Below are 22,628 nucleotides of genomic sequence, written 5' to 3'. Positions count from 1 at the left end.
CGTGGAGCACCGCTACCACATAACTGAGTAGATGCGTTCATTGACCTGGAACCCTGCTACCAACTATGGACCGCGGTCCCCGACGCCGTCTTCTCGCTGTCGTTGTTGCTGGCCTCATCCCTTGGACAGTGGTGCTGATTGGAGAGGAACTGACGCTCGTCTTCTCCTTTGGCCTGTTCAATACGAACCCACCGGAACTGCTCTCGGTCTACAGCTACTTCATCCGCTTTACCAGCGCACTGCCACAGTTTATCGAATCGTGGGGTTCGGGCGTCCTGTTGTATGCATTCGCCTTGGCCAGCGCCGTTGCCGGTGTCGTCTGGCGTGAGGACGTTCGAGTGACTGCTCTCGCACTCGTAGGTGCGGGCCTGACACAGTTTCCCGTGTTTCTGGGATTCAACAGGCGGCTCAACTACGTGGCTGTCCCGGTCGGTTCCCTCGTCCTACTTATCCTGGTTTGGTGGTACTATCTCCCGGCCATCCGGGCGGACACGGCGACACGGTGACCCGTGGTATCGAATCCGGACGGAACCGCCTCTGGCGGTAGCCTTTTCGCTCGCTCGAACCACATAGCGCGTATGTGGTCACTCGATCATACGATGATACGCGTCGAGGATCTAGACGCCTCACTTGACTGGTACCAGACGCATTTCGATTACGAGGAGAAGAGCCGCTGGGAGGCCGACACCTTCACGAATGTCTTCCTCGGTCCGGAGGATGTCCACGACGAGGGTGCACTACTCGAACTCACGTATAACCATGACGGGCGCTCGTATACGATGGGCGACGCGTGGGGACACATCGCTGTCCGCTGTGACGACGTGTACGATGCCTACGACGAGCTGATGGACGCTGGCGTTGAGGACTACCGCGATCCGGACTCCTGTGGCGGCTCCTATGCCTTCGTCACAGACCCCGACGGCCACGAAATCGAGATTGTCGAGCGAGACCACGGCGCGAAGTGGTCGCTCGACCATACAATGATCCGTGTCGAAGACGCCGAGCAGGCTATCGGCTGGTACGTCCGGAAGCTCGACTACGAACTGTTTCGCCGCGAGGAGTTCGATGACTTCGCGCTGTACTTCCTCAAACCAGAGGATGCCCCCGACGAAGCGATGTCGGTCGAACTCACCTACAACTACGACGGCCGGTCCTACGAACTCGGCGATGCGTGGGGGCATCTCGCAGTCCAAACCGATGACCTCCACGGCGCGTGGGAGACGTTGATGGGACGCCACGCCGAGGACTACCGCGACCCCAAGAGCTGTGACGACCGCTATGCGTTCACCAAAGACCCCGACAGCCGCGAAATCGAAATCGTGACGAACTGACGGTACTGGTCGGTAGTAACCGTCTGTCCGAATCTATTCTCACACAGTCAGGGGGACAAGCCTCCTGCGGAGTCGTTCCTGAGCCAGCAGTTAGAGTCTGTGAAGCCCTGTATTCTCAGGCCATCGAAACCATCTCCGAGATGTGAATCTGGGGCGTCGGACACCCGACTGACGATCCTGTTTTAGACCTACAAGCTTCTTATGTCACATCTAATCAACACAGACAGTGCTTCTCTAACCTGAATATTCATGACAGGCAGATGTTCTTACCACAAAACATTTACAACAGACACCTATCGTATAGACTGTACCCCTACCCATGGCGCCAGAAGTGAGTACACCGGTTCGGTCTACACGCGATCGCGGTGATTGCGTTCCGACCACGTGGAAAACTGCTGGGGTCGCCCGATAGCAAACACAAACTATGACAGGAAATTCAGATAAGATTCGCAGCCTGTTTCTGACGGCGCTGATGGTTTTCTCGGTATTCGCCGGGACCGTCGCGTTCTCCGGTGGCGCAGCCGCCGCCGCGAACGTCTCCGTCGATCAGGCAGTCGAATATAACAGCGGAACAGTCGAATTGGCATTTGATGGCGGCGCGGGGAGTATTGATGACAACGATGTCACAGTCTTCGTTGACGGCAACGAAAACCCCAGCAACTTCGTCTCCGGCTCCAACCCTAGTGTTGATAGTACGGACGACGGGTCGAACGGACGCCTTCAAATCAACCTTGACGGCGACGTTCAGCCGAACCGCAACCTGACCATCAAGGTCAGCAATCTTACTGGTGGCGACGGCACGGTCGTTGCCGAGGACATCGACGTCACGTCAACGTCGATCACGTCCTTCACGAGTGACTCGGCTCGATCGTACAACATCAATGTCTACCGCGGCGAAACGGTCGCTGTGGTGAACGACACCAACGGTGGCAATGTCTTCGTCGAAGAAGACCAGGGTAGCATTGTCTCTGACGACACGTACGCTGACAACAGTCAGGTCTACACCGTCGACACGGAAGACCTCGACAGCGGTCAGCGCTACAACGTCTCGGTCTCGCCACAGAACGACTCTGCTGGTGAAGCTGGCTTCAAGCTCAGCGATCTCGACCTGAATGTCGAGGCTGACGACAATGACATCACCGACGAGGACGATGTCATCGCCAACGTCACGATCACCCGTGGTGGCCAGCCGGCCAACGCGACCCTGTTCGATGATAACGGCGACAAGGTCGACACGATTGTCAAGGACCGTCTCTCCGGCAATGACGAGACGGACTTTATCTTCGACAACATCAGCAGCTACGACGGCTTCGATGCTGATGATGGTCCGTACACGATCAACGTGACGGACAACCAGACTGGCGTCACAGCCAGCACCGACCAGATCAACGTCTCCGAGGCTGGCGACGGTGATGCCAGCTTCGAGAGCAGCGTGGTCAACGACGAGCGTGGTGACGTAGTCAACATCACCTACCAGCTCGATAATGAGGATGAAGCCGTTGTCTTCGTCGGCGACGACGACGACGACAACTACGCAATCTCCGGCACCATTGAGGACGACGACGGTGACGGCGAAGTCACTGTCTCGTTCAACAGCTACCTCGCTGGCACGAGCAATATCAGTGGCATCTCCGCCAGCGATATCCTCTACGTTGATGGTGACGACGAGATCACTGGTGTCGAAGAGGCCGGCTCCTTCAGCCGAAGCAACCTTGACGACGAGACGATCGAAGCCTCCAGCTACAACCTGAATGTCACTGCAGGCACGTCTCAGGAAGACAGCGCTGACTCCGTCGGAACGCTCCGACTGAACGAGCGCTCCACTGAGAACTTCCGTAGCTGGGTGGCCCCACAGGACGCTGAGCTCGACGATGACGATATCGACATTCGTGATCGTATCGGCCAGAACCTGACCCAATCGAACGACATCGCTGAGGGTGACATCGTTGTCCACCAGATCGTTTCGTCCGGTGTCGAAGGCCCGCTTGCCTACGAAGAGGAAGTCAACAGCTCCTCCAGCACGACCCAAGCGTTCCTCCGGTCGACTGTTGGCGGCGATAATAACAACGACGTGTTCAACCTCACCGTCAACCGTAGCGATGTCGGTGCAAACGCAGATGAAGATCCGCTCATCCTCAACAGCTCCAACGTTGTTGTTGTCGACGACCCTGACAACAACACGTACTTCGTCGCTGTGGAGACGCAGAACGCGAACTTCGAGAGCGGCACAGCGATCCGCGACGATGACGAAGATGACGAGCTCACGGCCAACTTCACCGTGTCGGAGGACACTGGCCTGAGCGACGACAACGACGCCGCTGAGGTGGATTACAGCATCGTTGACCGCGACGCAACTATCGACACGACCAACGGTCTCGTGCTGGTTCAGGCTGCTGCTGACCAGCAACTCACCGGAACGACCACAGTCGCACCCGGTTCCGAGTTTGAGGTCGAAGTTGAATCCGAGAGTGACTCCAACCCGTTCCTCGACCGACCTGAAGCGACTGTCACCACTGACGGTACGTTCAGTGCCACGGCTGACTTCAGTGACTACTCGGCAGGAACGAACTTCACCGCTCAGACGCTCGATGTCGACGGTGACGAACTCGGTGACGAGGAAGATGGACAGATCACCGATGCTGACACGGCCACTGTGAGCATCAGTGACCAGGAATCCGACGGTAGCGAAGTCGTCGTCGACAGCGCGCAGCTGTCCGCCGGTGGCTTCATCGCAATCCACGCCGGTAACGCATCCGGCGACGTCGTCGGGAACTCCGAGTACCGCGATGCAGGCAGCCACGAGGACATCACGATCACGCTCGACGAGCCGATGGACGAGGACTTCACCGCGGTCGCGATGCCGCACCTCGACACCAACGGCAACGAAGCGTACGACTTCCCGGACGCTGACGGTCCGTACACCGCCAACGGCTCCGCCGTTACGGACAGTGCGAACGTGACCATCGCTGCCGAGGACACGCCCGAGGACACGCCCGAGGACACGCCCGAGGACACGCCTGAGGACACGCCTGAGGACACGCCTGAGGACACGCCTGCGGACACGATGGAAGACACTGAAACCGAGACCACGGAAGCGTCCGGTCCCGGCTTCACGGCAGCTATCGCGCTCATCGCGCTCGTCGCTGCTGCACTCCTCGCCGTCCGACGCGACAACTAACTGGAATCGCTCCAGTCTCTGAACACCGTTCTTTCTTTCGCGCGTACGCAAACAGTGCCGACAGACTACAAAACGACCCGAGGCCCGCTGTAGAGTGCTATTCAGTTCGCTTCTAGACGGCCAATTACTGGTCCGCAGTCACAACTTGGCCACAGTCGAACGCTGGGGGATGCAGTAGTGATGTAACACCTGCCAGAGATCCCCCTGATTTCCGTCACTGTGAGAGCGGTTTCGGCAATCGCCTGCCCTTGCTATTCGTAGATTTCTCGGGACGGCGTTCCCTACGGTACCCGTTTCGCTCATCGTGCATATCGGTTGACCTGCGTTTCGTTCCGTTGCGGTTGATAATCACTGCATCAGGTCTATGAGCAGTTCCACGACTTCGGTCGGGACGTTCGTGATGTCCCAGTCGCTTGCAGCGTCGAGAATCAGCGCGTATAGCTCTCCTGAAAGGTTTGTTTGGAGGGTGTTTCGAACATCAAACCCCACCTATCCAAGCGTTCGGCATTCAGGTCCGTGACTGTCTCTATCGCTGTCCGACCTTCTCTCCGAGATCCAGCATGCGGTGAACTTCCCTGGTTGTTTGTCTGCGCTAACCTCGGCATCCCTGTGCCCGAATCGCCTGTTCGCTGGCTCACTCATTGATCTTCACCTCCAAGTGAGACACGCCGATCTGTGACGCTCCTTGCGCCGCTCATACAGCTACATCAGCCTCTTGTCTATCTGTTCTAATCTCAACTGTATATTACTCACTTGCCAATCACTGATAGCCGATTCTAGTTCACGTTCGTAATGCCGGGGAATCGCTCGCAGATCACAGCAATATCGGGTCCCTCATTCGTCGTCAAGCGGTGGAACGCACTTCGCTCAAATCAGGAGATGAAGACGTGTTTCAACCGAAGTGTCGCCGGTCAAATTATTGAACAAGTCAAATAAACGTCCATATCAAACCCAAATGTATGTTCAAAAACATTACTGAGTGACTATTACTTGTAATATACTTACCAACTTTATTCCACAAAGCATTTACCACACTTCGGGCAATGTATCGATACCCCTACCCATGACGCCAGAAGTGAGTACGCCGGTTCGGTCTATGCGTGGCCTCGGTGGCCGCGTTCCGACCACGTGGAAAACTGCTGGGGTCGCCCGATAGCAAACACAACACATGACAGATACAAGCGAAAAAATCCGCAGCCTGTTTCTGACGGCGCTGATGGTCTTCTCGGTATTCGCCGGGACCGTCGCGTTCTCCGGTGGCGCAGCCGCCGCCGCGAACGTCTCCGTCGATCAGGCAGTCGAATATAACGACGGTACAGTTGAATTGGCATTTGATGGCTCCGCCGGAACTGTTGTTAACGATGACGTCACGGTCCTCATTGACGGAAAAGAGGACACGGGCGCTACGGTCGGCTCAGATGACGGGTCGAACGGACGCCTTGAGATCGATCTGAGCAACGACGTTACGCCGAACCGCAACCTGACAGTCAAAGTCAGTAATGTTGGCGGTGACTCGGTCGTTGCCGAAGACATCGACGTCACGTCAACGACGATCAAGTCCTTCAAGAGTGACGAGAATCGATCGTACAACGTCAACGTCTACCGTGGCGAAACGGTTGCCGTGGTGAACGACACCAACGGTGGCAATGTCTTCGTCGAAGAAGACCAGGGTAGCATTGTCTCTGACGACACGTACGCTGACAACAGTAAGGTCTACACTGTCGACACGGAAAACCTCGATACTGGTCAGCGCTACAACGTCTCGGTCTCGCCACAGAACGACTCTGCTGGTGAAGCTGGCTTCAAGCTCAGCAACCTCAACCTGAATGTTGAGGCTGACGACAATGACATCACCGACGAGGACGATGTCATTGCTAACGTCACGATCACTCGCGGTGGCCAGCCAGCCAACGCGACCCTGTTCTCCGATGACGGCGACAAGGTCGACACGATTGTCAAGAACCGTCTCTCCGGCAACGAGGAGACGGACTTCATCTTCGACAACATCAGCAGCTACGACGGCTTCGACGCTGATGATGGTCCGTACACGATCAACGTGACGGACAACCAGACTGGCGTCACAGCCAGTACCGACCAGATCAACGTCTCCGAAGCTGAAGACGGTGACGCCAGCTTCGAGAGCAGTGTTGTCAACGACGAGCGTGGTGACGTGGTCAACATCACCTACCAGCTCGACAACACCGATGAAGCCGTTATCTTCGTCGGCGACGACGACGACGACAACTACGCGGTTTCCGGAACCATCGAGGACGACGACGGTGACGGCGAAGTCACTGTCTCGTTCAACAGCTACCTCGCCGGCACGAGCGGTATCAGTGGTATCTCCGCCAGCGAGATCCTCTACGTTGATGGTGACGACGAGATCACTGGTGTCGACGAGTACGGTTCCTTCAACCGAAGCAACCTTGACGACGAGACGATCGAAGCCTCCAGCTACAACCTGAACGTCACTGCAGGGACGTCCCAGAGCAAGAGCGCTGACGCTGTCGGAACGCTCCGACTGAGCGAGCGCTCCACTGAGAGTATGCGTAGCTGGGTGGCCCCACAGGACGCTGAGCTCGACGATGACGATATCGACATTCGTGATCGTATCGGCCAGAACCTGACCCAATCGAACAACATCGCTGATGGTGACATCGTTGTCCACCAGATCGTTGCGTCCGGTGTCGAAGGCCCGCTTGCCTACGAAGAGGAAGTCAACAGTGCCTCCAGCACGACCCAGGCGTTCCTCCAGTCGACTACTGGTGGCGCCGGTAACAACGACGTGTTCAACCTCAGCGTCAATCGTACTAACGTCGGTGCAAACGCAGATGAGGACCCGCTTGACCTCAACAGCACCAACGTTGTTGTTGTCGACGACCCTGACAACAACACGTACTTCGTCGCTGTGAAGACGCAGCAAGCGAACTACTCCAGCGGCAAGCAGATCCGTAACAAGGACGACGATGACAAGATCACGGCCAACTTCACCGTGTCGCAGGACACTGGCCTAAGCGAGGACAACGACGGCATCGAAGACGGTTACAGCATCGTTGACCGTGACGCAACTCTCAACACGGCCAACGGTCTTGTGCAGGTTCAGGCTGCCGCTGACCAGCAGGTCACCGGAACCACCTCGGTCGCGCCTGGCTCCGAGCTTGAGGTCGAAGTTGAATCCGAGAGTGACTCCAACCCGTTCCTCGACCGACCTGAAGCGACTGTCGCCACTGACGGTACGTTCAGTGCCACGGTTGACTTCAGTGACTACTCGGCAGGAACGAACTTCACCGCTCAGACGCTCGATGTCGACGGTGACAACCTCGGTGACGAGGAAGACGGACAGATCACCGATGCTGACACGTCCACTGTGAGTATCAGTGACCAGGAATCCGACGGTAGCGAAGTCGTCGTCGACAGCGCACAGCTGTCCGCCGGTGGCTTCATCGCAATCCACGCCGGTAACGCATCCGGCGATGTCGTCGGGAACTCCGAGTACCTCGAGGCAGGCAGCCACGAGGACATTCCGATCACGCTCGACGAGCCGATGGACGAGGACTTCACCGCGGTCGCGATGCCGCACCTCGACACCAACGGCAACGAAGCGTACGACTTCCCGGACGCTGACGGTCCGTACACCGCCAACGGCTCCGCCGTTACGGACAGTGCGAACGTGACTGTTGGCACCGAGGAAGAGCCGACGGCAACGGAAACCGAAACCGAAGAGGAAACTGACGCGCCGGCAACCGACGAGGAAACTGACGCACCGGCAACCGATGAGCCGGCAACCGAGGAATCCGAGACCACCGCAGAGGAAGGTCCCGGCTTCACGGCAGCCATCGCGCTCATCGCGCTCGTCGCCGCTGCGCTCCTCGCCGTCCGACGCGACAACTAACTGGACTCGCTCCAGTCCCTGAACACCGTTCTTTCTTTCGCGCGCTACGTGGGTAGCGGCGGCGCTTCCGTCGACTCACTCTGAGACGACACCGCACAGTAGCGCAACGACAAAACATATAGGCCGGTTTGGCTAACGTACGAGCAATGAGTGAGACAGTCCTGCAGGCGGGCGTCAACATTGCTGGACTGTCGTTCGACCCGGTCACGGCCTCGGAACCGCTGATGTGGCTCGTTCTTGCGGCGTTTCTGGGAACCGTAGCCGTCGCCCAGTACGATAAGCGACTGGCCCGGCCAGTCGGAACGGTCGGCTGGGGTTTGTTCGCAGCGTACTGGCTCGTTCTGGCTCCGCACTTCATTCTAATACAGAAGAGCGTCGTCGAGGGACTGGGAAGCGTTATTGCCGTCCCGCTGTCGCTGTACACTGGCTATTTACTCTGGAACGGCCGAGAGTCGCTACTGGTGTTGACCCGTGCCATCGGTATCATGGGCGTCATCTACGTGCCCTTCCTCACTATCGGGCCGCTCCGCCAGACAATCATCGAGGTCGTCACCGATCAGGTCGCCTTCCTGATGACGCTCATCGGGTACGATCCGACGGTGGTTGGCGGGCTCTCACACAACGGCATCGATATCGCATCGAAGCAGTACCCCTATGAGAACACGTTCTGGTTCGACGGGAACGAGCGACCGATAACGTACACTATCATTCTGGCCTGTACAGGTATCGGCAGTATCTCTATCTTCGCTGGCGGAATACTGGCAGTCAAGGCACCGTGGCGACGGAAACTCCGTGTGCTGGTCGGGGCCGTCGGTATCATCTACGTACTGAATCTCATTCGGAATCTTGGGATCGCACTGGCCTTTGGCCTCCAGAAGGCGCAGTTCTTCCCGGGAGCGATCATGGCGCTTTTCGGCCTCAGCGACGCACAGCTCGTGTCCTACTACATTGTCGACCGGATGCTGGCGCAGTTCGGCTCCGTTATTGTCCTCGTTGGGCTGACGTGGGTGCTGATGCGGGAGCTACCGGAGCTCACCGTTATTATTGAGGACCTCCTGTTTCTGGTGACCGGAACCGAGTACGACCTCGGAACGACGTTCGAAAAAGACCAGCCGGAGTCAAGTCCCGCGACCGCTGGCGACGACTGAACTGCGTCGTGGAAACGACAGCCGCTATTCCAGGTCGGCTCCAGCAACCGACTCCAGTGCATCCGCCTCAAGTGGGTGGAGCGAGCCGGGAATGACAAGCAGATGTAGCGGGTCGCCGAACGTCTGCGTAGCGAGTTCGTCGAGCGTGTCAACAACCACCAACGGGTCTGGACTGCCAGCCCTGGCCACGACAACGCCAAGTGTGTCCGGGAATGGCTCCGACAGCATGGCGGCGGCCTGGCTGGCGGTCATGTACGTGTCGTCACTCTCGTCCCAGTGTGGGTCGTCGACCTTGATGTCGAGGTAGACCAGCGTATGCAGGTCCCGGCCCCGATTGCCCTCGATAGTAGCGACGACGCTGTCCGGGACACCATCACCGCCGTGAGCGTCCTCAAAGGGGAGCGTCGTGGCCTTCCCGAAGCGGTAGTTCTGCAGGCCGGTCAGCGAACCGGCGGCAGTCTGGGCAGTCGTCCCGTGAACGATTCGGGTTTCGATACCACGGTCCGCAGCCCGAAGCCGGAGGTCGGTGTGTGTCGTCGAAACCATCGTATCCCCGGCGGTACAGAAGACGACGTCCTCGCTCTCGGCGGCTTCGAGAATCGGCTCGGGGTCTCGCTCAATGCCGGCCCGGTCTCTGAGTTCGATACTCGTCTCCAACGTATCCTCCAGCGTTTCGATATCGGTACCGATCAGCCGGCTTGTGTAGAACTCGGCGAACACCTGGTCGGCGTCTCGAATGGCGTCGCGCCCCGCGACCGTGACCGAGCGCTCATCATAGAGGCCCAGCCCGACGAATGTGAGCATATCCGGAGTGGGTCGCCGTCGGGGATAAAGGGCGCGAAGCGTCAGGCTTACCGCCCGTGGTCGGGGAGGGGGAGTATGGGCGTTCCCTGCGTTCGCGTTCCCCGCGAGGCCGGCGAAGAGACGCGCCAGCGCCTCGCCGAGGCAAACCTTGTCGACGACGGTTACGATATCACAGTCGCCGACGGGCAGCTGTACGTTCCTGTCACCGACCCCACGGCGGTGCCGTCGGACCTCACCGTCGTGGAGGCAGACCCGCCGGTCCGCGAGGGCCAGACGATGCCGGCGGACGGACTCGACTTCGACCCAAGCTATGAGCGCATCGGCGACGTCGCGATTGTCGACGAAGACGACGACGAGCGGGCCCGGATGATCGCCGATGCGATCATGGATTCGGACCTGCCCGTGCGAGCGGTGTTGAATCGCGCATCGAAGATCAAAGGCGAACAGCGGGTTCGCGACTGGGACGTACTCGCTGGTGGCGGAACAGAAGTCACCCACCGGGAGTACGGTTGCACGTTCGACCTTGACCTCGCAGAAGTGTACTTCTCGCCGCGTCTGGCGACGGAACGCCATCGCGTTACCGAGCAGGTCAGCGAGGGCGAGCAGACCTTCGATATGTTCGCTGGTGTTGGCCCGTTCGCGATTCCATTCGCCAAGCGCGGGGCAACCTGCGTTGGGACCGACATCAACGAGACAGCGATCGAGTACCTCCGAGCAAATGCGGAGCGGAACGGCGTCGCTGACCGCGTGACCAGTATCTGTGGTGACGTCCGTGAGGTTGCCAGCGAGTATGAGGGCTGGGCTGACCGCATCGTCATGAACCTTCCTCATAGCGCCGATGAATTTCTGGAGACCGCTGTCCACTTGGCAGCCGATGAGTGCGTTCTTCATTACTACGATATCCAGCACGAGGACGACCTGTTCGGACCCGGCGAGCGAGCGATACGGGCGGCTGCGGAGTCAGCCTACGACGTGACGGTCAAAACGCGACACACTGTCCGGTCGTATGCCCCGAAGGAACACAACGTCGTTCTCGACGTTCGACTGACGCGCTGAAACGAACAATTATGTCCACTCGTCTGATGGTGAGGAATAGTAGCAGATGGAGGTGAGCGAGGATGACGACATCGGCATCCACGACATCTCGCCGACAGCGTGGCGTCTCCTCCGTGTCGCGGCGGGGTTTGGCCAGCGAGAGGTTGAGGTGGAAATCGACGACATCATGCAGGCTCACATCTCAATGCTAGAGAACAACAACCGGAGTCTTTCGGAGCAACGACTCGAAGTGTTGTTCGAACTGTACCGCTCGGAGCTGACCACCGAGCAGGTGCGTGTGCTGGTTTCGAACTTCTAACCATGACCAAACCGACAGTCGATGGACGCCGAGACGCGGCAGCTGACCAGCGGGGCCGGCCATGACCTGGTCGGGTCGAACGCACCCGCGACGGACGGCAGCGGCGATTGCCGTCGCCCTCGTCTCGACAGCCGCGATAGCCGCAGCCCCAACACCAACTGGCCTTGATATCGCCGCACAATACGCGCTGGCGACGATGGCCTTCGCGGCAACTCTGTGGGTGACGGACGCTCTGCCGCTCCCGGTGACGGCGTTGCTGATACCGGTGTTACTGACAGTGTTCGGTATCTACACCGAGATGGAGGCCGCGCTCTCGGGCTTTGCCGACCCACTCATCTACCTGTTTGTGGCAGGATTCATGCTTGCGAAGGCGCTCCAGACACACAATATCGACCGCCGCATCGCCCTGCGCCTCATTAGCTGGATGGGGCGCTCACCACGATTGCTCATTCTGGCAATCATGGTCGCGACAGCCTTTCTCTCGATGTGGGTATCGAATACGGCAACAACGGCGATGATGACGCCTGTCGCGCTGGGCGTTCTTGCCGAGGTCGTCGGCCGAGATGTGCCCGATGGCGAGGCATCGAATATGCGAATCGCGACCTTGCTCGGAACGGCCTACGCGGCGAGCGTCGGCGGAGTTGGGACCCTTATCGGGACGCCGCCAAACGTGGTCGCCGTGGCGTTTCTCGACAGACTCATCGGCGTCGAGATATCGTTCGTGCAGTGGCTGGCCATCGGACTTCCAATCGTCGTGTTGACCCTCCCGCTGACGTGGTATGTCCTGACGTTCTGGCTGTACCCCCCGGAAGTCGATGACGTGAGCGGTGCGAAGGCACAGGCGAAAGCATATCTTGAGGAAGAGGGACCACTGTCGGCGAGTGGTCGACGAGCGGCGTACATCTTCGCAGCCACAGCGGGCCTGTGGATTCTCGGTGGGCTCGGATTCCTGTTCGAAGGAATTCTCCCCAAACCAGTGTTTGTGACGCTGTTTGGCGGTGCGGGCGAGACTATATTCGGTCTGACAGGCCATCGTGGCGTCCTGTACCTCGTGGTGGTCGGGCTGCTCGCAATCCCAGCACTCGTCCTGTCGGGGGCTGACGACTGGGAGAATCTGGTCGACATCGACTGGGGGACTATCATCCTGTTCGGTGGCGGCATCTCGCTGGCGGACGCGCTGGCTGAGACTGAGGCGACGACGTGGCTGGCACGGACTGTCTTCGACACACTGGTGGGCGCACCGCTGGCCCTCGTCGTGCTCGCTGTCGTCATCTTCACCGTGCTGGTGACGGAACTGTCCTCGAACACGGCGACGACGACGATACTCGCACCGATCCTCATCGGCCTCGGTAGTGTGCTTGCTGGAACGCTCGGCGTCGAACCGATACAGGCCGCTATCACGCTGACGGTTACCGGGGCTATCGCGGCGAGTTTCGCGTTCGCACTCCCAGTCGCGACTCCGCCGAACGCCATCGTCTTCGGGAGCGGCCACCTAGAGCAACGAGATATGATACGGGCCGGTGTCGTGCTGAACATCCTGATGACGCTCGTATTGACAGGGCTCGTTCTCGTTTCCTTCGCAGTCTTCTGGCCGCACATACTCTGGTAGGCCGCTTTTCGGTGTAGCTCGTTCTGAAAGAGTACTTGTACGTACACGCCTCCGTCCGCCACAGTATCCTTAACATTTAATAGGGTATGTCACAACGGGACGTACAGGCCGTGTATCATTGATACACGGGCGTAAAACGACCTATGACTGGAAAACAAGACCGACGCGCGTTTCTGAAGGTGGCAGGAAGCACAGGTGTTCTCGGACTGACGGGGCTCGCTGGCTGTTCCGGTAACGGTGGCGACGGTAGTAGTGACGGGGGCGATGGAAGTGGTGGCGGTGACGGTGGCTCTACCGGGGAAAGCGGTAGTGGAACGAACGTCATCACCCTTGGCGGGTCGATGAGTCTCACGGGAGACAACGCCGACCTCGGGCAGTTGTACAAGGACGCCTACGAACTGACCATCCAGCGCATCAACGAGTCCGGTGGCATCGAGGCTGGCGACGGCAACACGTACGAACTGGATATGGTGCTCCGTGACGACGGGACCGACGCTTCCCAGTCGAAGTCGATCTATCAGGAACTCATCGACCGCGAGGGGATCGACTACCTGCTCGGGCCGTACTCCAGTACGGTCACCCTGCCCGCGAGCGCCGTGGCCGCACAGAACCAGAAGCCGATGGTCGAGGGCGGTGGTGCGAGCCCGGAGATTTTCGCACAGGGTAACGAGTGGATTTTCGGCCTCCTGCCGACGGCGAACAAGTACGCCAAGAGCTACATCGATATGTGCCTCGCGCAGGACTCGGCACCTGAGTCTATCGCGATTCTTGCCGAGGACGGCACGTTCAGCCAGTCGACCGCGGAGGGCGCACGTAACAAGATCAGCAACACAGATCTAGAACTGGTCGTCGACCAGACGTTCCCGTCGGATACGTCTGACCTCTCGACGAACCTTGGCAGGGTTCGGGACAGTGGCGCAGATATCCTCCTGTTGTGTGCCCACCAGAAGCACAACATCATCCTGGCCAACCAGATGGAGAGTCAGGACGTCAACGTCGATGCGGCGATGGGAACCGTCGGGAGCCTCAACGACTCGTTCAAGGATGAGGCCGGCGCGAACGGCGACTATATGTACGGGCCATCCTCGTGGGCAGTCAACGCGGACTTCGACGACCCGGTGTTCGGCAAAACCGGCGACTTCGTCTCCGGCATCGAGGAGAACTACGACTACACGCCGGACTACCACAGTGCGGCTGGCGAGGCGGTCATCCTCACCTTCATGAACGCCTTCCAGAACGTCGACGAACTCAACCCGACGGCGGTCCGGGACCACATCCGCCAGACCGAGTTCTCGACAGTGTACGGCACCGTCGCCTTCGATGACAGCGGCGTCATCGACAAGAACATGCTGGTCTACCAGTGGCAGCCTGAGTCCGACCTTCAGATAGTGTACCCGGACAACGTGGCGCAGTCTGATCCGGTGTACCCGATGCCTGGCTGGAGCGAGCGCTGAGAGCGATGGCTGCCACCCAATTCGTCGTCAACGGCCTGCTGGTCGGTGCGCTGTTCGCAGGCGTGGCGGTCGGATTCGCGCTCATCTGGGGGGTCGTCGACATCATCAACCTCGCCCATGGCGAAATGGTGATGCTCGGTGGCTACACCTCTTACTGGGTGCTGACGCTGGTCACCGGGAATGCGGAGGGGTCGCCGCTCCTGTTCCTGGCGACCATCCCGGTTGCCATCGCCGTGCTGTTCGGAATCGGGTACGCGCTCCAGCGGATACTGGTTTCACGAGTCATCGGGACTGACATCTTCCTCACGTTGCTGGTGACCTTCGGCGCGAGCATCGCCATCCAGCAGCTGGCGATACAGGCGTGGTCGGCGAACCCGCGATCGATTCAGGTGAGCTTTGCGGACCCGTCGATGAACCTCGCTGGCATTGTCGTCCCAAAGATGAAACTCGTTGCCTTCGCCGGCGCACTCGTCCTCACTGCACTCCTGTACGTGTTCCTCCAGAAGACACGGACTGGACGAGCGATACGGGCCGTCTCACAGAACCCCGAGGCCGCGGCGCTAGTCGGCATCGACGTCGAACACACCCGAGCGGTGACTTTCGGCGTCTCCTCGGCTATCGCCGGCGGTATCGGCGCGTTCATCGCCGTCATCTTGAACATCCAGCCACAGATGGGACTCATCTACACGCTCAAGAGCTTCGTCATCGTCGTCTTCGGCGGTGTTGGAAGTATCCCCGGCGCGCTCATCGGCGGGCTCTTGCTGGGTTCCGTTGAGGAACTGGTCGCAGGGTTCATCTCCTCGCAGTGGACACTCGCCGTGACGTTCACTGCGCTCATCGTGTTGCTCGTCGTCAAACCCAATGGTCTGTTCGGACAGGGGGCTGAACAATGAGCACGAGCGACGAGGAGTCTCGGGGCGTCCTCCGGTCGGTCCTTCCGCCCGAACAGGTCGACCGGTTCCTCAGTACATGTGACGCCTACGGCTGGCAACTGCTGGCCGTCAGCACGCTCGCCGCGGCCGCGTTGCCGCTACTGGGGCTGGAGGCTGGCTATCGGATGACCGTCTTCACCGAGATGTTCCTGTTTGCCATCTTGGCGCTGTCCTGGGACCTCGTCGGCGGACAGACCGGCTATCCGAGCTTTGGGAACATGGCGTTTTTCGGTATTGGGGCGTACGCGACAGCGATTCTAACAAAAGACTTCGCGCTCTCGTTCCCGGTCGCGTTCCTTCTAGCCGGCCTGCTGGCGGTGACCTTCGCGGCCGTCATCGGCGTCATCGTCCTCAGGCTCCGCGGGCACTACTTCGCTATCGCTACGCTCGGCGTCTTGCTGGCCGCGCAGCAGATCTCCCGGAACCTCGATATCACCGGCGGGGCCAGCGGAAAAATTCTGCTCCAGACGCCGTCGGGTGAGACCTTCTACTACCTCTTCCTGGGGGTTCTCGTCGTCGAGATGGCGCTCGTGTACTACCTCTCGGGGACGCGCTTTGGCTTCGTCCTGAACGCCATCCGCGATGACGAGGAGAAGGCCACGGCGATGGGGTTCAACACCACCTACTACAAGACGGCCGCGTGGATGCTGGCCGGCCTGTTCACAGGCTTTGCCGGCGCCGCGTACAGCCTGTTCAACACGTTCATCGACCCCCAGACGGCCTACAACGGCGCGTGGAACGTAGAACTGATCGCGATGGCGCTGCTGGGGGGTCCGGCACTGTCGCCGGCCCCGTCATCGGCGCGTTCGGCCTCCACACCATCATCGAACTCGTGGAGACGTACGCGGTCGGGTTGCAGCTCGTTCTGCTCGGTGGGGCTGTCATCATCACGGTCATTGGCTTCCCCAATGGTGTCGTCGGAACGCTCAGCGAATACGCGAGCCAGATGGACTACTACAAACACGGCGGCATGGCCGCCACAGACACTGACGACGGCTCGGAGGTGAGTGCCGATGAGTAAGGCAACGAGCGGCCCGGCACCCGACACGGACAGCGGTCGTGCGGTGCTGCGGACGGACGGCGTCACGAAGCGCTTCGGCGGCCTGACCGCCGTCGACGACGTGGACATCGCGATCCACAGTGGCGAAATCGTCGGCCTCATCGGGCCGAACGGGGCCGGCAAGTCCACGCTGTTCAACTGTATCACCGGGACACTAACGCCCGACGAGGGGCGGGTCTATCTCCAAGGCGAGGACGTGACGGACTGGCCCGAACACAAGATCGCGCGGGCCGGCCTGGGCCGGATGTTCCAAGAGACCCGTATCTTCGGAGACATGACCGTCCGGAAAAACTTGCTGCTTGCGGCCCAGGAGGGTGGCGCTGACGTCTCCAGCCTCATGCGTCGCCCGGACAGTTCCCTGCTCGCCCGCACGGACGAACTGCTGGACTACGTCGACCTCGGTGGACTCGCGGAGACCCGCGCTGGCCGGATGAGTTTCGGCCAGCAGAAGCTGCTTGAGTTCGCGATGGAACTGATGTCGGAACCCGAAATCCTGCTGATGGACGAGCCAGCCGGCGGCATCAACCCCTCCATGCTGGGGAATCTCATCGACTACATCCGCAACGCCAACGAGGAGCAGGAGTCGACCATCTTCCTCATTGAACACAACATGGACTTCGTCATGGATATCGCCGACCGCATCTACGTTCTGGCCCACGGCGAACGCATCGCCGAGGGAACGCCAGAAGAGATACAGAACGACCAGCGCGTGCTCGACGCGTACCTCGGGAGGGAGTGAGTATGGCATCCACACCAGACGCCACGAACGAACCGACCGAGGACCCGGTGCTCCGGATGGAGAACGTCACGGCCGGCTACGGCAACACCACGGTGTTACATGACGTGAGCATCGCCGTCGAGGACGGACAGGTCGCCTGTCTCATCGGCCCGAACGGCTCCGGGAAGTCCACGCTGATGAAGAGCATCTACGGCTTTGCGGACGTCCAGACCGGGGCGGTGTCGTTCCGCGGTGAGGACATCACCGGCCGGTCGCCCCAGCAGAACCTCGCCAATGGAATGAGCTACGTCCTGCAGGACGCCAGCGTCTTCCCTGGGATGAGCGTTCACGAGAATATGCTGATGGGCGGCTACGTGTTCAACGACGACGACCGCGCCGCCGCCCGCGCCGATGAACTGTACGAGGAGTTCCCGGTACTCGCCGACCTCCGGAGCCAGTCGGCCGGCACCCTCTCGGGTGGCCAGCGCCGTCTGCTGGAACTGGCCCGCGCGCTGATGGTCGAACCGGACGTGATGATGCTCGACGAGCCGTCCATCGGCCTCGAACCGCGGTTTATTGACGACGTGTTCGAGCGCATCGAACAACTCAACGACCTCGGAACCACCATCCTGCTCGTCGAACAGAACGCCGAGAAAGGGCTCTCTATCGCCGACCGCGGCTTCGTGCTTGCAAGTGGCGAAATCAAGTTCACCGGCACGGGGACCGAACTGCTTAACGACGAGGAAGTCGGACGCTTGTATCTAGGAGGGTAAAATATGTACACGATACTTGTCCCCGTCGACGCCGATGAGGACCGCGCCCGCGGCCAGGCCGCTTTCGTCTCGGAGCTACCGGCTGCTGAAACCGAGATCGAGGCTGTGATCACGCACGCATTGACCAAAGAAGAGGCGGAAGCGCCCGAGGAGATACGCAACGTCGAGCGGATCTCGACAGTCAGACTCGTTCGCGACTACCTCGAAGACCACGACGTCGATGTCCAACTCAGCCGAGGGGCAGCAGCCGCCAGCGGACGGCATCATCGAGCTGGCCGACGAGTTCGATGCCGACCAGATCGTCATGGGGTCGCGAAAGCGGTCGCCGACCGGCAAGGCCGTGTTCGGGAGCGTGTCCCAGCAGGTCCTGCTTGAGGCGGACGACCCGGTCACCGTCGTCGGGTCCCGAGAGGAGTGAGAACGTTCCTCTCGGTGGCCCCGATTCGCAATCCTTATTGCGGTTATGCGTCCAACAACTGATGTACGCGAGCGACGCGCCGGTGTAGCTCAGACTGGCAGAGCGAATCCTTCGTAAGGATTAGGCCGAGGGTTCAAATCCCTCCACCGGCTTTCTGCGAGGAACAAACGTGACGAGCGAAAGCTTCTGAGGGATTTGAACTAGGGAAGAGCTTTGCTCCGACCGTGGTTCACAATCCTCCACCGGCTTCCGCTCTCCAGTGCCGTTCTGACGAGTATGTCTCATGCCGAAGACGGTCTGTCAGCAGCCATAGTCCTGCGTCGCTGGTCTGGCGGTGTCCCGCGAGCCGGGTAAAAACGACCCTCGTCAGTGAGGCGATACGGCGACGGGCTTCTGGGTAGGATTTCCGTCTGTAAACGATGATCACACAGTATAGACTGCCGGCGTGTACTGCTGTGTGCCCGGGAGAGCGGTCCAACGGACACACGTACGGGCAGTCAGACGGAGCGTGGTTCTGATGGATTTCAGAAACGCCTGGCACCGCACCACCGACGAAGAGGTCTGTTGCATCGCTTGCGGTGAAACGGTTGCCCGGTCGGATGCCCGAGAATACGACAAGTATGGCAACCGCTGGGACCGCGACGACAAGTCCTTCGAGTATCTGTGCAAGCCCTGCTATCGGGAGTACTGTCACTTCGGCCGGACCGGGCTGGAAGACCGACTCGAAGCGGCCGGTGCCGGGACTGTGAGCCGAGACGTGTTTCTTAGACGCTATCACGATCTAGCTGACGAAGCGGAACAGACTCGCGCCGACGGGCGGTGAGCCGGAAGAGGAGTGTTCTATCCGGCGATACGACACCGCAACACAGGACGTTCAGGGCGTGATGACTGCTCGCCCGTCGATCTCCCGGTCTTCCAGCATCTGTGCGACGGTGTTCACCTCGCCGAGGTCGTACTGGGTCGTGTGGAGGTCGACCGCGCCACGGTCGACGAGCGCGACCAGTTCCTGTAGTTCAGTGTACTGACCGACGATGTTGCCCTGATAGGCGAATTCACCGTTGACGAGCGCCTGAGCAGGTTCGTGGATGTGGCCGCCGTAGCCGATGATGTGGTGGTCGCCACCCGCAGCACAGATGTCGGGCGCGAGCGCCGTCGTTTCGTCGGCTCCGACGAAGTCAAGCACTTGCGCGGCACCGACACCGTCGCTGATGGCTTCGACCTCACTGGCGACATCCTCGCTTTCGGGGTCAATGGTGGAGTGTGCGCCGAGGTCGTCGGCGAGGTCGCGGGCGGACTGCTTGATGTCGACGGCGACGAGGTCGGCGGCACACATGGCGTCGAGACACTGGAGGCCGATGTGACCGAGGCCGCCGATGCCGATGACCACAGCGGTGTCGCCCGGGTTGAGCCCGTCGACAGCCTTCTTCGCCGCGTGGTAGGCCGTGATGCCGGCGTCGGCGTGTGGCGCGATGTCGGCCGGGTCGACGCCCTCGGGTAATGGAATGACCGACCGGTCGCTGGTCCGTAACTGGTCCGCGAAGCCGCCGTCAGTTGTCAGCCCGTTGAACGCGTCGTTCTCGCAGTACATCGTCTCACCCTGACGGCACGGTCGGCAGGTGCCACAGGTCTGGACTGGATGACAGATGACCTGGTCGCCTTCCGAGACTATGTCGACATCGTTGCCCGTCTCAACAACTGTACCGGCGTTCTCGTGGCCCAGTGTCATCGGGAGGTCCTGCGGGACGTACTGTTCCCACATTCCCTCGATGATATGATTGTCAGTCTGGCACCAGCCGGCCCCTTCGACCTCAACGATAACATCGTCCCCGGATGCGACCTGCGGCGCATCTACCTCGTCTATTGAGAGCCCGTTCGACATATCGTGCGTGTACTCGTGGAGTCTGGCTGCGCGCATCGTCCTGTGTCCGGACGAAACGGCAATAAACACACATTATAAAATAGTAGATATATTAGCGACATCGCTCGTGTCACTGTCTGGAAGAGTAATAGCTACCCAGCCAGCGTCTGTGGACGCTGAATTCGGGTACAAAAAACAGTGTGTGGTGACGCTTGCAGCTACTTAGTCCCGACTGGCCAGCAGTGCGGCCCCAAGCAGTGCCACGACGGCGACGGGAATCCCCATTCCGGGACCGAAGGCCGACGACGGTGCAGGGCTGGTCGCGCGGATCGGTTCGTCGACCGGTTCGTCAGCAGCGTACTCCCAGACGGCGGTCTCGTTCTGAACGATATCAGCGTTCGAAGACGAGATATCGGCAGGCATCGTCACCTGGTACTCGACCGCGACGCCGTTGCCGAAGGCCACGTCAGTGTCCTCGTTCGCAGTGACGAACGTCCGGTCTTCGTACGTGACGTTGCCCTCGCTCGCGTTGACCGATACGTCGCTTTCTGGGCCGGGGTTCCAGTCCGCGAACGTCATCGAGAGTGTAACGTTCTCGCCTTCCAGCTCTTGCTCGTACGTGTAGTTCGACATTCGACTGGTGTTCACGTCAGCCAGGAGATATCCTTCGACCGAGTCATAGCCCTCCTGCTGGGCCTGATTCTGCAGGCCGTCGTACACCGATGGGGACATTTCAAGGGTCAGGTCGTACTCCGAAACAGCGCCGTCGGCGGTCACTGTTGAGTCAACCGTTGCTGTCACACAGCCGGAGAGAACAACCAGAGCAGCAAGACCGATGGCAGGGACAATCCGATGCATACCTCACCGAATCGGATGGGGTGGCATAAGCCTTGTTACCGGGGTCGATACGACTCAATGTGTCAGGACCAGTAGTTGGTCGTCTGTCCGAACCAGACAGAATGGCGATCCGGGGTCTCCAAAGGTGTTTGTCCGTTTGTCGCTGATAAAGAGCGTCTCGAATTCGTTGCCACAGGCCGGACAGGCGAACCCCTTCCGGTTCGACAGCGTCATCGTCCCGCGGTCGTCTTTCAGCAGCTTGAGCCCGTGTCGGTACTCGTGTACGTCGAAGCTCCCGCTGACGTCTAGCTGGTCCATGCGTGTGAAACGAGCGGCGGCTGTGTAAAACTCGTCGGCGGCCTACACCAGATTCGCGCCCATGTAGAGCACGACGACGAGGAAAATCCAGACGATGTCGACGAAGTGCCAGTACATCGATGCCGTCGAGACGGAGGTGTGCCGTTCAGCCGAGTACTGACCGTAGTACGCGCGGGTGAAGACAATACCCAGAAGCACGGCACCCATCGTGACGTGGAGGCCGTGAAGCCCCGTCAGGCCGTAGAACGCGGAGCCGTAGATGCCGCCACCGACCGTGAAGCCCTCATGGACGATGAACTCGTAGTACTCGTACACCTGCCCGCCGATAAAGACGATTCCCAGCAGTAGCGTCGCGCCAAGGAGCTTCACGAACCGGCTCCGGTTCCCGTTGCGGAGTGCGATGTGGCTGTAGTGCAGCGTCACCGAACTGGCAACCAGAATCAGCGTGTTGATGATTACGAGTGAGCCGAACACCTCAGGAACGGCCGCCTGTGTCCAGACCTCGCCGCCACGCACGATGAAGTAGTAGACGAAGCCAGCGCCGAAGGTAGCGATTTCGCTCCCGAGGAACAGGAGCATCGCGAACTTCAGCGTCTTGTCCGAGTGGTAGTCCGTCCCGCGCTCCCAGAAGTCCGAGACGAAGGCGTGGTACAGCCAGCCGTAGATGCCGACGAGGAAGAGGCCGACGCTCCCGGCCATTGCTCCCGCCCCGACAGTCTGGCTGACAAGTGCGTTCTCGCCCATCGAGAGCACGAGCAGGGCCGCGCTGACGTAGATGCCCGAACCACCGATCGCCGTCACAAAGGGCCACCAGCTGGCCTCGCCGAACCCGTGGGGCCAGTCCTCCGTCGCCGGGAGGTGGTGTTCCCCGTGCCCGTCGTCCGCGTGTTCATCGGAGACACTCAGACCAGGGCCCTTGCGAACGGAATACTAAAAGCCCATCC

21 protein-coding genes and 1 tRNA gene are annotated in these 22,628 nt (G+C 60.0%); 16 read left to right on the top strand and 6 right to left on the bottom strand.

Annotation, left to right across the window (positions count from 1 at the left end):
• Nucleotides 1–65 precede the first annotated feature (65 nt).
• The 3 genes from ACODNH_RS04350 to ACODNH_RS04340 all read left to right on the top strand — a co-directional run bounded on the left by ACODNH_RS04350 (nucleotide 66) and on the right by ACODNH_RS04340 (nucleotide 4,509).
• The gene (locus tag ACODNH_RS04350) at nucleotides 66–506 is read left to right on the top strand and encodes a TIGR04206 family protein (RefSeq protein ID WP_306707810.1); all 441 of its coding nucleotides are present in this window, start codon (nucleotides 66–68) and stop codon (nucleotides 504–506) included.
• 72 nt (nucleotides 507–578) lie between these two features.
• A complete protein-coding gene (locus ACODNH_RS04345; protein WP_306707808.1) occupies nucleotides 579–1,331 on the top strand; it encodes a VOC family protein in 753 nt (250 codons plus the stop codon).
• 424 nt (nucleotides 1,332–1,755) lie between these two features.
• Nucleotides 1,756–4,509 carry a DUF7282 domain-containing protein gene (locus tag ACODNH_RS04340; protein WP_434530964.1) on the top strand — a complete coding sequence of 918 codons (2,754 nt, stop codon included), beginning with the start codon at nucleotides 1,756–1,758 and terminating at the stop codon, nucleotides 4,507–4,509.
• Nucleotides 4,510–4,857: 348 nt separating this feature from the next.
• Here ACODNH_RS04340 and ACODNH_RS04335 read toward each other — a convergent pair whose 3' ends face one another.
• Entirely contained in the window at nucleotides 4,858–4,998 is a 141-nt protein-coding gene (locus ACODNH_RS04335; RefSeq protein WP_306707804.1) for a hypothetical protein, read from the bottom strand.
• Nucleotides 4,999–5,677: 679 nt separating this feature from the next.
• Here ACODNH_RS04335 and ACODNH_RS04330 point away from each other — a divergent pair.
• On the top strand, nucleotides 5,678–8,401 hold the full coding sequence (locus tag ACODNH_RS04330; protein ID WP_306707802.1) for a DUF7282 domain-containing protein: 2,724 nt from the start codon (nucleotides 5,678–5,680) through the stop codon (nucleotides 8,399–8,401).
• Between the two features lie 146 nt (nucleotides 8,402–8,547).
• Nucleotides 8,548–9,549, top strand: coding sequence for an archaeosortase A (gene artA, locus ACODNH_RS04325; RefSeq protein WP_306707800.1), 1,002 nt, complete (start codon nucleotides 8,548–8,550; stop codon nucleotides 9,547–9,549).
• A gap of 24 nt (nucleotides 9,550–9,573) precedes the next feature.
• Here the strand turns inward: artA and dph5 are convergent, their stop codons facing one another.
• Nucleotides 9,574–10,353, bottom strand: a complete 780-nt coding sequence (dph5, locus tag ACODNH_RS04320; protein ID WP_306707798.1) for a diphthine synthase — start codon at nucleotides 10,351–10,353, stop codon at nucleotides 9,574–9,576.
• Between the two features lie 75 nt (nucleotides 10,354–10,428).
• Between dph5 and ACODNH_RS04315 the strand changes: the two genes are divergently transcribed.
• The 11 genes from ACODNH_RS04315 (at nucleotide 10,429) to ACODNH_RS04265 (ending at nucleotide 19,494) form a co-directional block, all read left to right on the top strand.
• A complete protein-coding gene (locus tag ACODNH_RS04315) occupies nucleotides 10,429–11,409 on the top strand; it encodes a class I SAM-dependent methyltransferase (protein WP_306707796.1) in 981 nt (326 codons plus the stop codon).
• 46 nt (nucleotides 11,410–11,455) lie between these two features.
• Nucleotides 11,456–11,707, top strand: a complete 252-nt coding sequence (locus ACODNH_RS04310) for a hypothetical protein (protein ID WP_005538345.1) — start codon at nucleotides 11,456–11,458, stop codon at nucleotides 11,705–11,707.
• Between the two features lie 61 nt (nucleotides 11,708–11,768).
• The gene (locus ACODNH_RS04305; protein ID WP_306707794.1) at nucleotides 11,769–13,316 is read left to right on the top strand and encodes an SLC13 family permease; all 1,548 of its coding nucleotides are present in this window, start codon (nucleotides 11,769–11,771) and stop codon (nucleotides 13,314–13,316) included.
• Between the two features lie 143 nt (nucleotides 13,317–13,459).
• Entirely contained in the window at nucleotides 13,460–14,770 is a 1,311-nt protein-coding gene (locus ACODNH_RS04300) for an amino acid ABC transporter substrate-binding protein (RefSeq protein ID WP_005538348.1), read from the top strand.
• 5 nt (nucleotides 14,771–14,775) lie between these two features.
• The gene (locus ACODNH_RS04295) at nucleotides 14,776–15,663 is read left to right on the top strand and encodes a branched-chain amino acid ABC transporter permease (protein WP_306707792.1); all 888 of its coding nucleotides are present in this window, start codon (nucleotides 14,776–14,778) and stop codon (nucleotides 15,661–15,663) included.
• Nucleotides 15,660–16,709, top strand: coding sequence for a branched-chain amino acid ABC transporter permease (locus ACODNH_RS04290; RefSeq protein WP_434530963.1), 1,050 nt, complete (start codon nucleotides 15,660–15,662; stop codon nucleotides 16,707–16,709). The genes ACODNH_RS04295 and ACODNH_RS04290 overlap by 4 nt, the downstream gene beginning before the upstream one ends.
• Nucleotides 16,710–16,715: 6 nt before the next feature.
• The gene (locus ACODNH_RS04285) at nucleotides 16,716–17,501 is read left to right on the top strand and encodes an ABC transporter ATP-binding protein (RefSeq protein WP_306707789.1); all 786 of its coding nucleotides are present in this window, start codon (nucleotides 16,716–16,718) and stop codon (nucleotides 17,499–17,501) included.
• A gap of 2 nt (nucleotides 17,502–17,503) precedes the next feature.
• Complete coding sequence (locus ACODNH_RS04280) at nucleotides 17,504–18,253, top strand: ABC transporter ATP-binding protein (protein WP_306707787.1); 750 nt, start codon at nucleotides 17,504–17,506, stop codon at nucleotides 18,251–18,253.
• A 220-nt stretch (nucleotides 18,254–18,473) separates the two neighbouring features.
• The gene (locus ACODNH_RS04275; protein ID WP_434530962.1) at nucleotides 18,474–18,671 is read left to right on the top strand and encodes a universal stress protein; all 198 of its coding nucleotides are present in this window, start codon (nucleotides 18,474–18,476) and stop codon (nucleotides 18,669–18,671) included.
• A gap of 78 nt (nucleotides 18,672–18,749) precedes the next feature.
• Nucleotides 18,750–18,823, top strand: a tRNA-Thr gene (locus ACODNH_RS04270).
• Between the two features lie 365 nt (nucleotides 18,824–19,188).
• The gene (locus ACODNH_RS04265; RefSeq protein ID WP_306707784.1) at nucleotides 19,189–19,494 is read left to right on the top strand and encodes a DUF7562 family protein; all 306 of its coding nucleotides are present in this window, start codon (nucleotides 19,189–19,191) and stop codon (nucleotides 19,492–19,494) included.
• 51 nt (nucleotides 19,495–19,545) lie between these two features.
• Here the strand turns inward: ACODNH_RS04265 and ACODNH_RS04260 are convergent, their stop codons facing one another.
• From ACODNH_RS04260 to ACODNH_RS04245, 4 genes are all read right to left on the bottom strand, one after another.
• Complete coding sequence (locus ACODNH_RS04260; protein WP_306707782.1) at nucleotides 19,546–20,586, bottom strand: NAD(P)-dependent alcohol dehydrogenase; 1,041 nt, start codon at nucleotides 20,584–20,586, stop codon at nucleotides 19,546–19,548.
• Between the two features lie 165 nt (nucleotides 20,587–20,751).
• Nucleotides 20,752–21,387, bottom strand: a complete 636-nt coding sequence (locus ACODNH_RS04255) for a PGF-CTERM sorting domain-containing protein (protein ID WP_306707780.1) — start codon at nucleotides 21,385–21,387, stop codon at nucleotides 20,752–20,754.
• A 54-nt stretch (nucleotides 21,388–21,441) separates the two neighbouring features.
• Nucleotides 21,442–21,684, bottom strand: coding sequence for a DUF7385 family protein (locus ACODNH_RS04250; RefSeq protein ID WP_306707779.1), 243 nt, complete (start codon nucleotides 21,682–21,684; stop codon nucleotides 21,442–21,444).
• 42 nt (nucleotides 21,685–21,726) lie between these two features.
• The gene (locus ACODNH_RS04245) at nucleotides 21,727–22,590 is read right to left on the bottom strand and encodes a cytochrome c oxidase subunit 3 (protein ID WP_306707777.1); all 864 of its coding nucleotides are present in this window, start codon (nucleotides 22,588–22,590) and stop codon (nucleotides 21,727–21,729) included.
• Between the last annotated feature and the right edge of the window lie 38 nt (nucleotides 22,591–22,628).

It is taken from the genome of Haloarcula sp. NS06 (assembly GCF_051122755.1).
Taxonomy (GTDB): domain Archaea; phylum Halobacteriota; class Halobacteria; order Halobacteriales; family Haloarculaceae; genus Haloarcula.
This window is presented reverse-complemented; position numbering and strand designations above follow the sequence as displayed.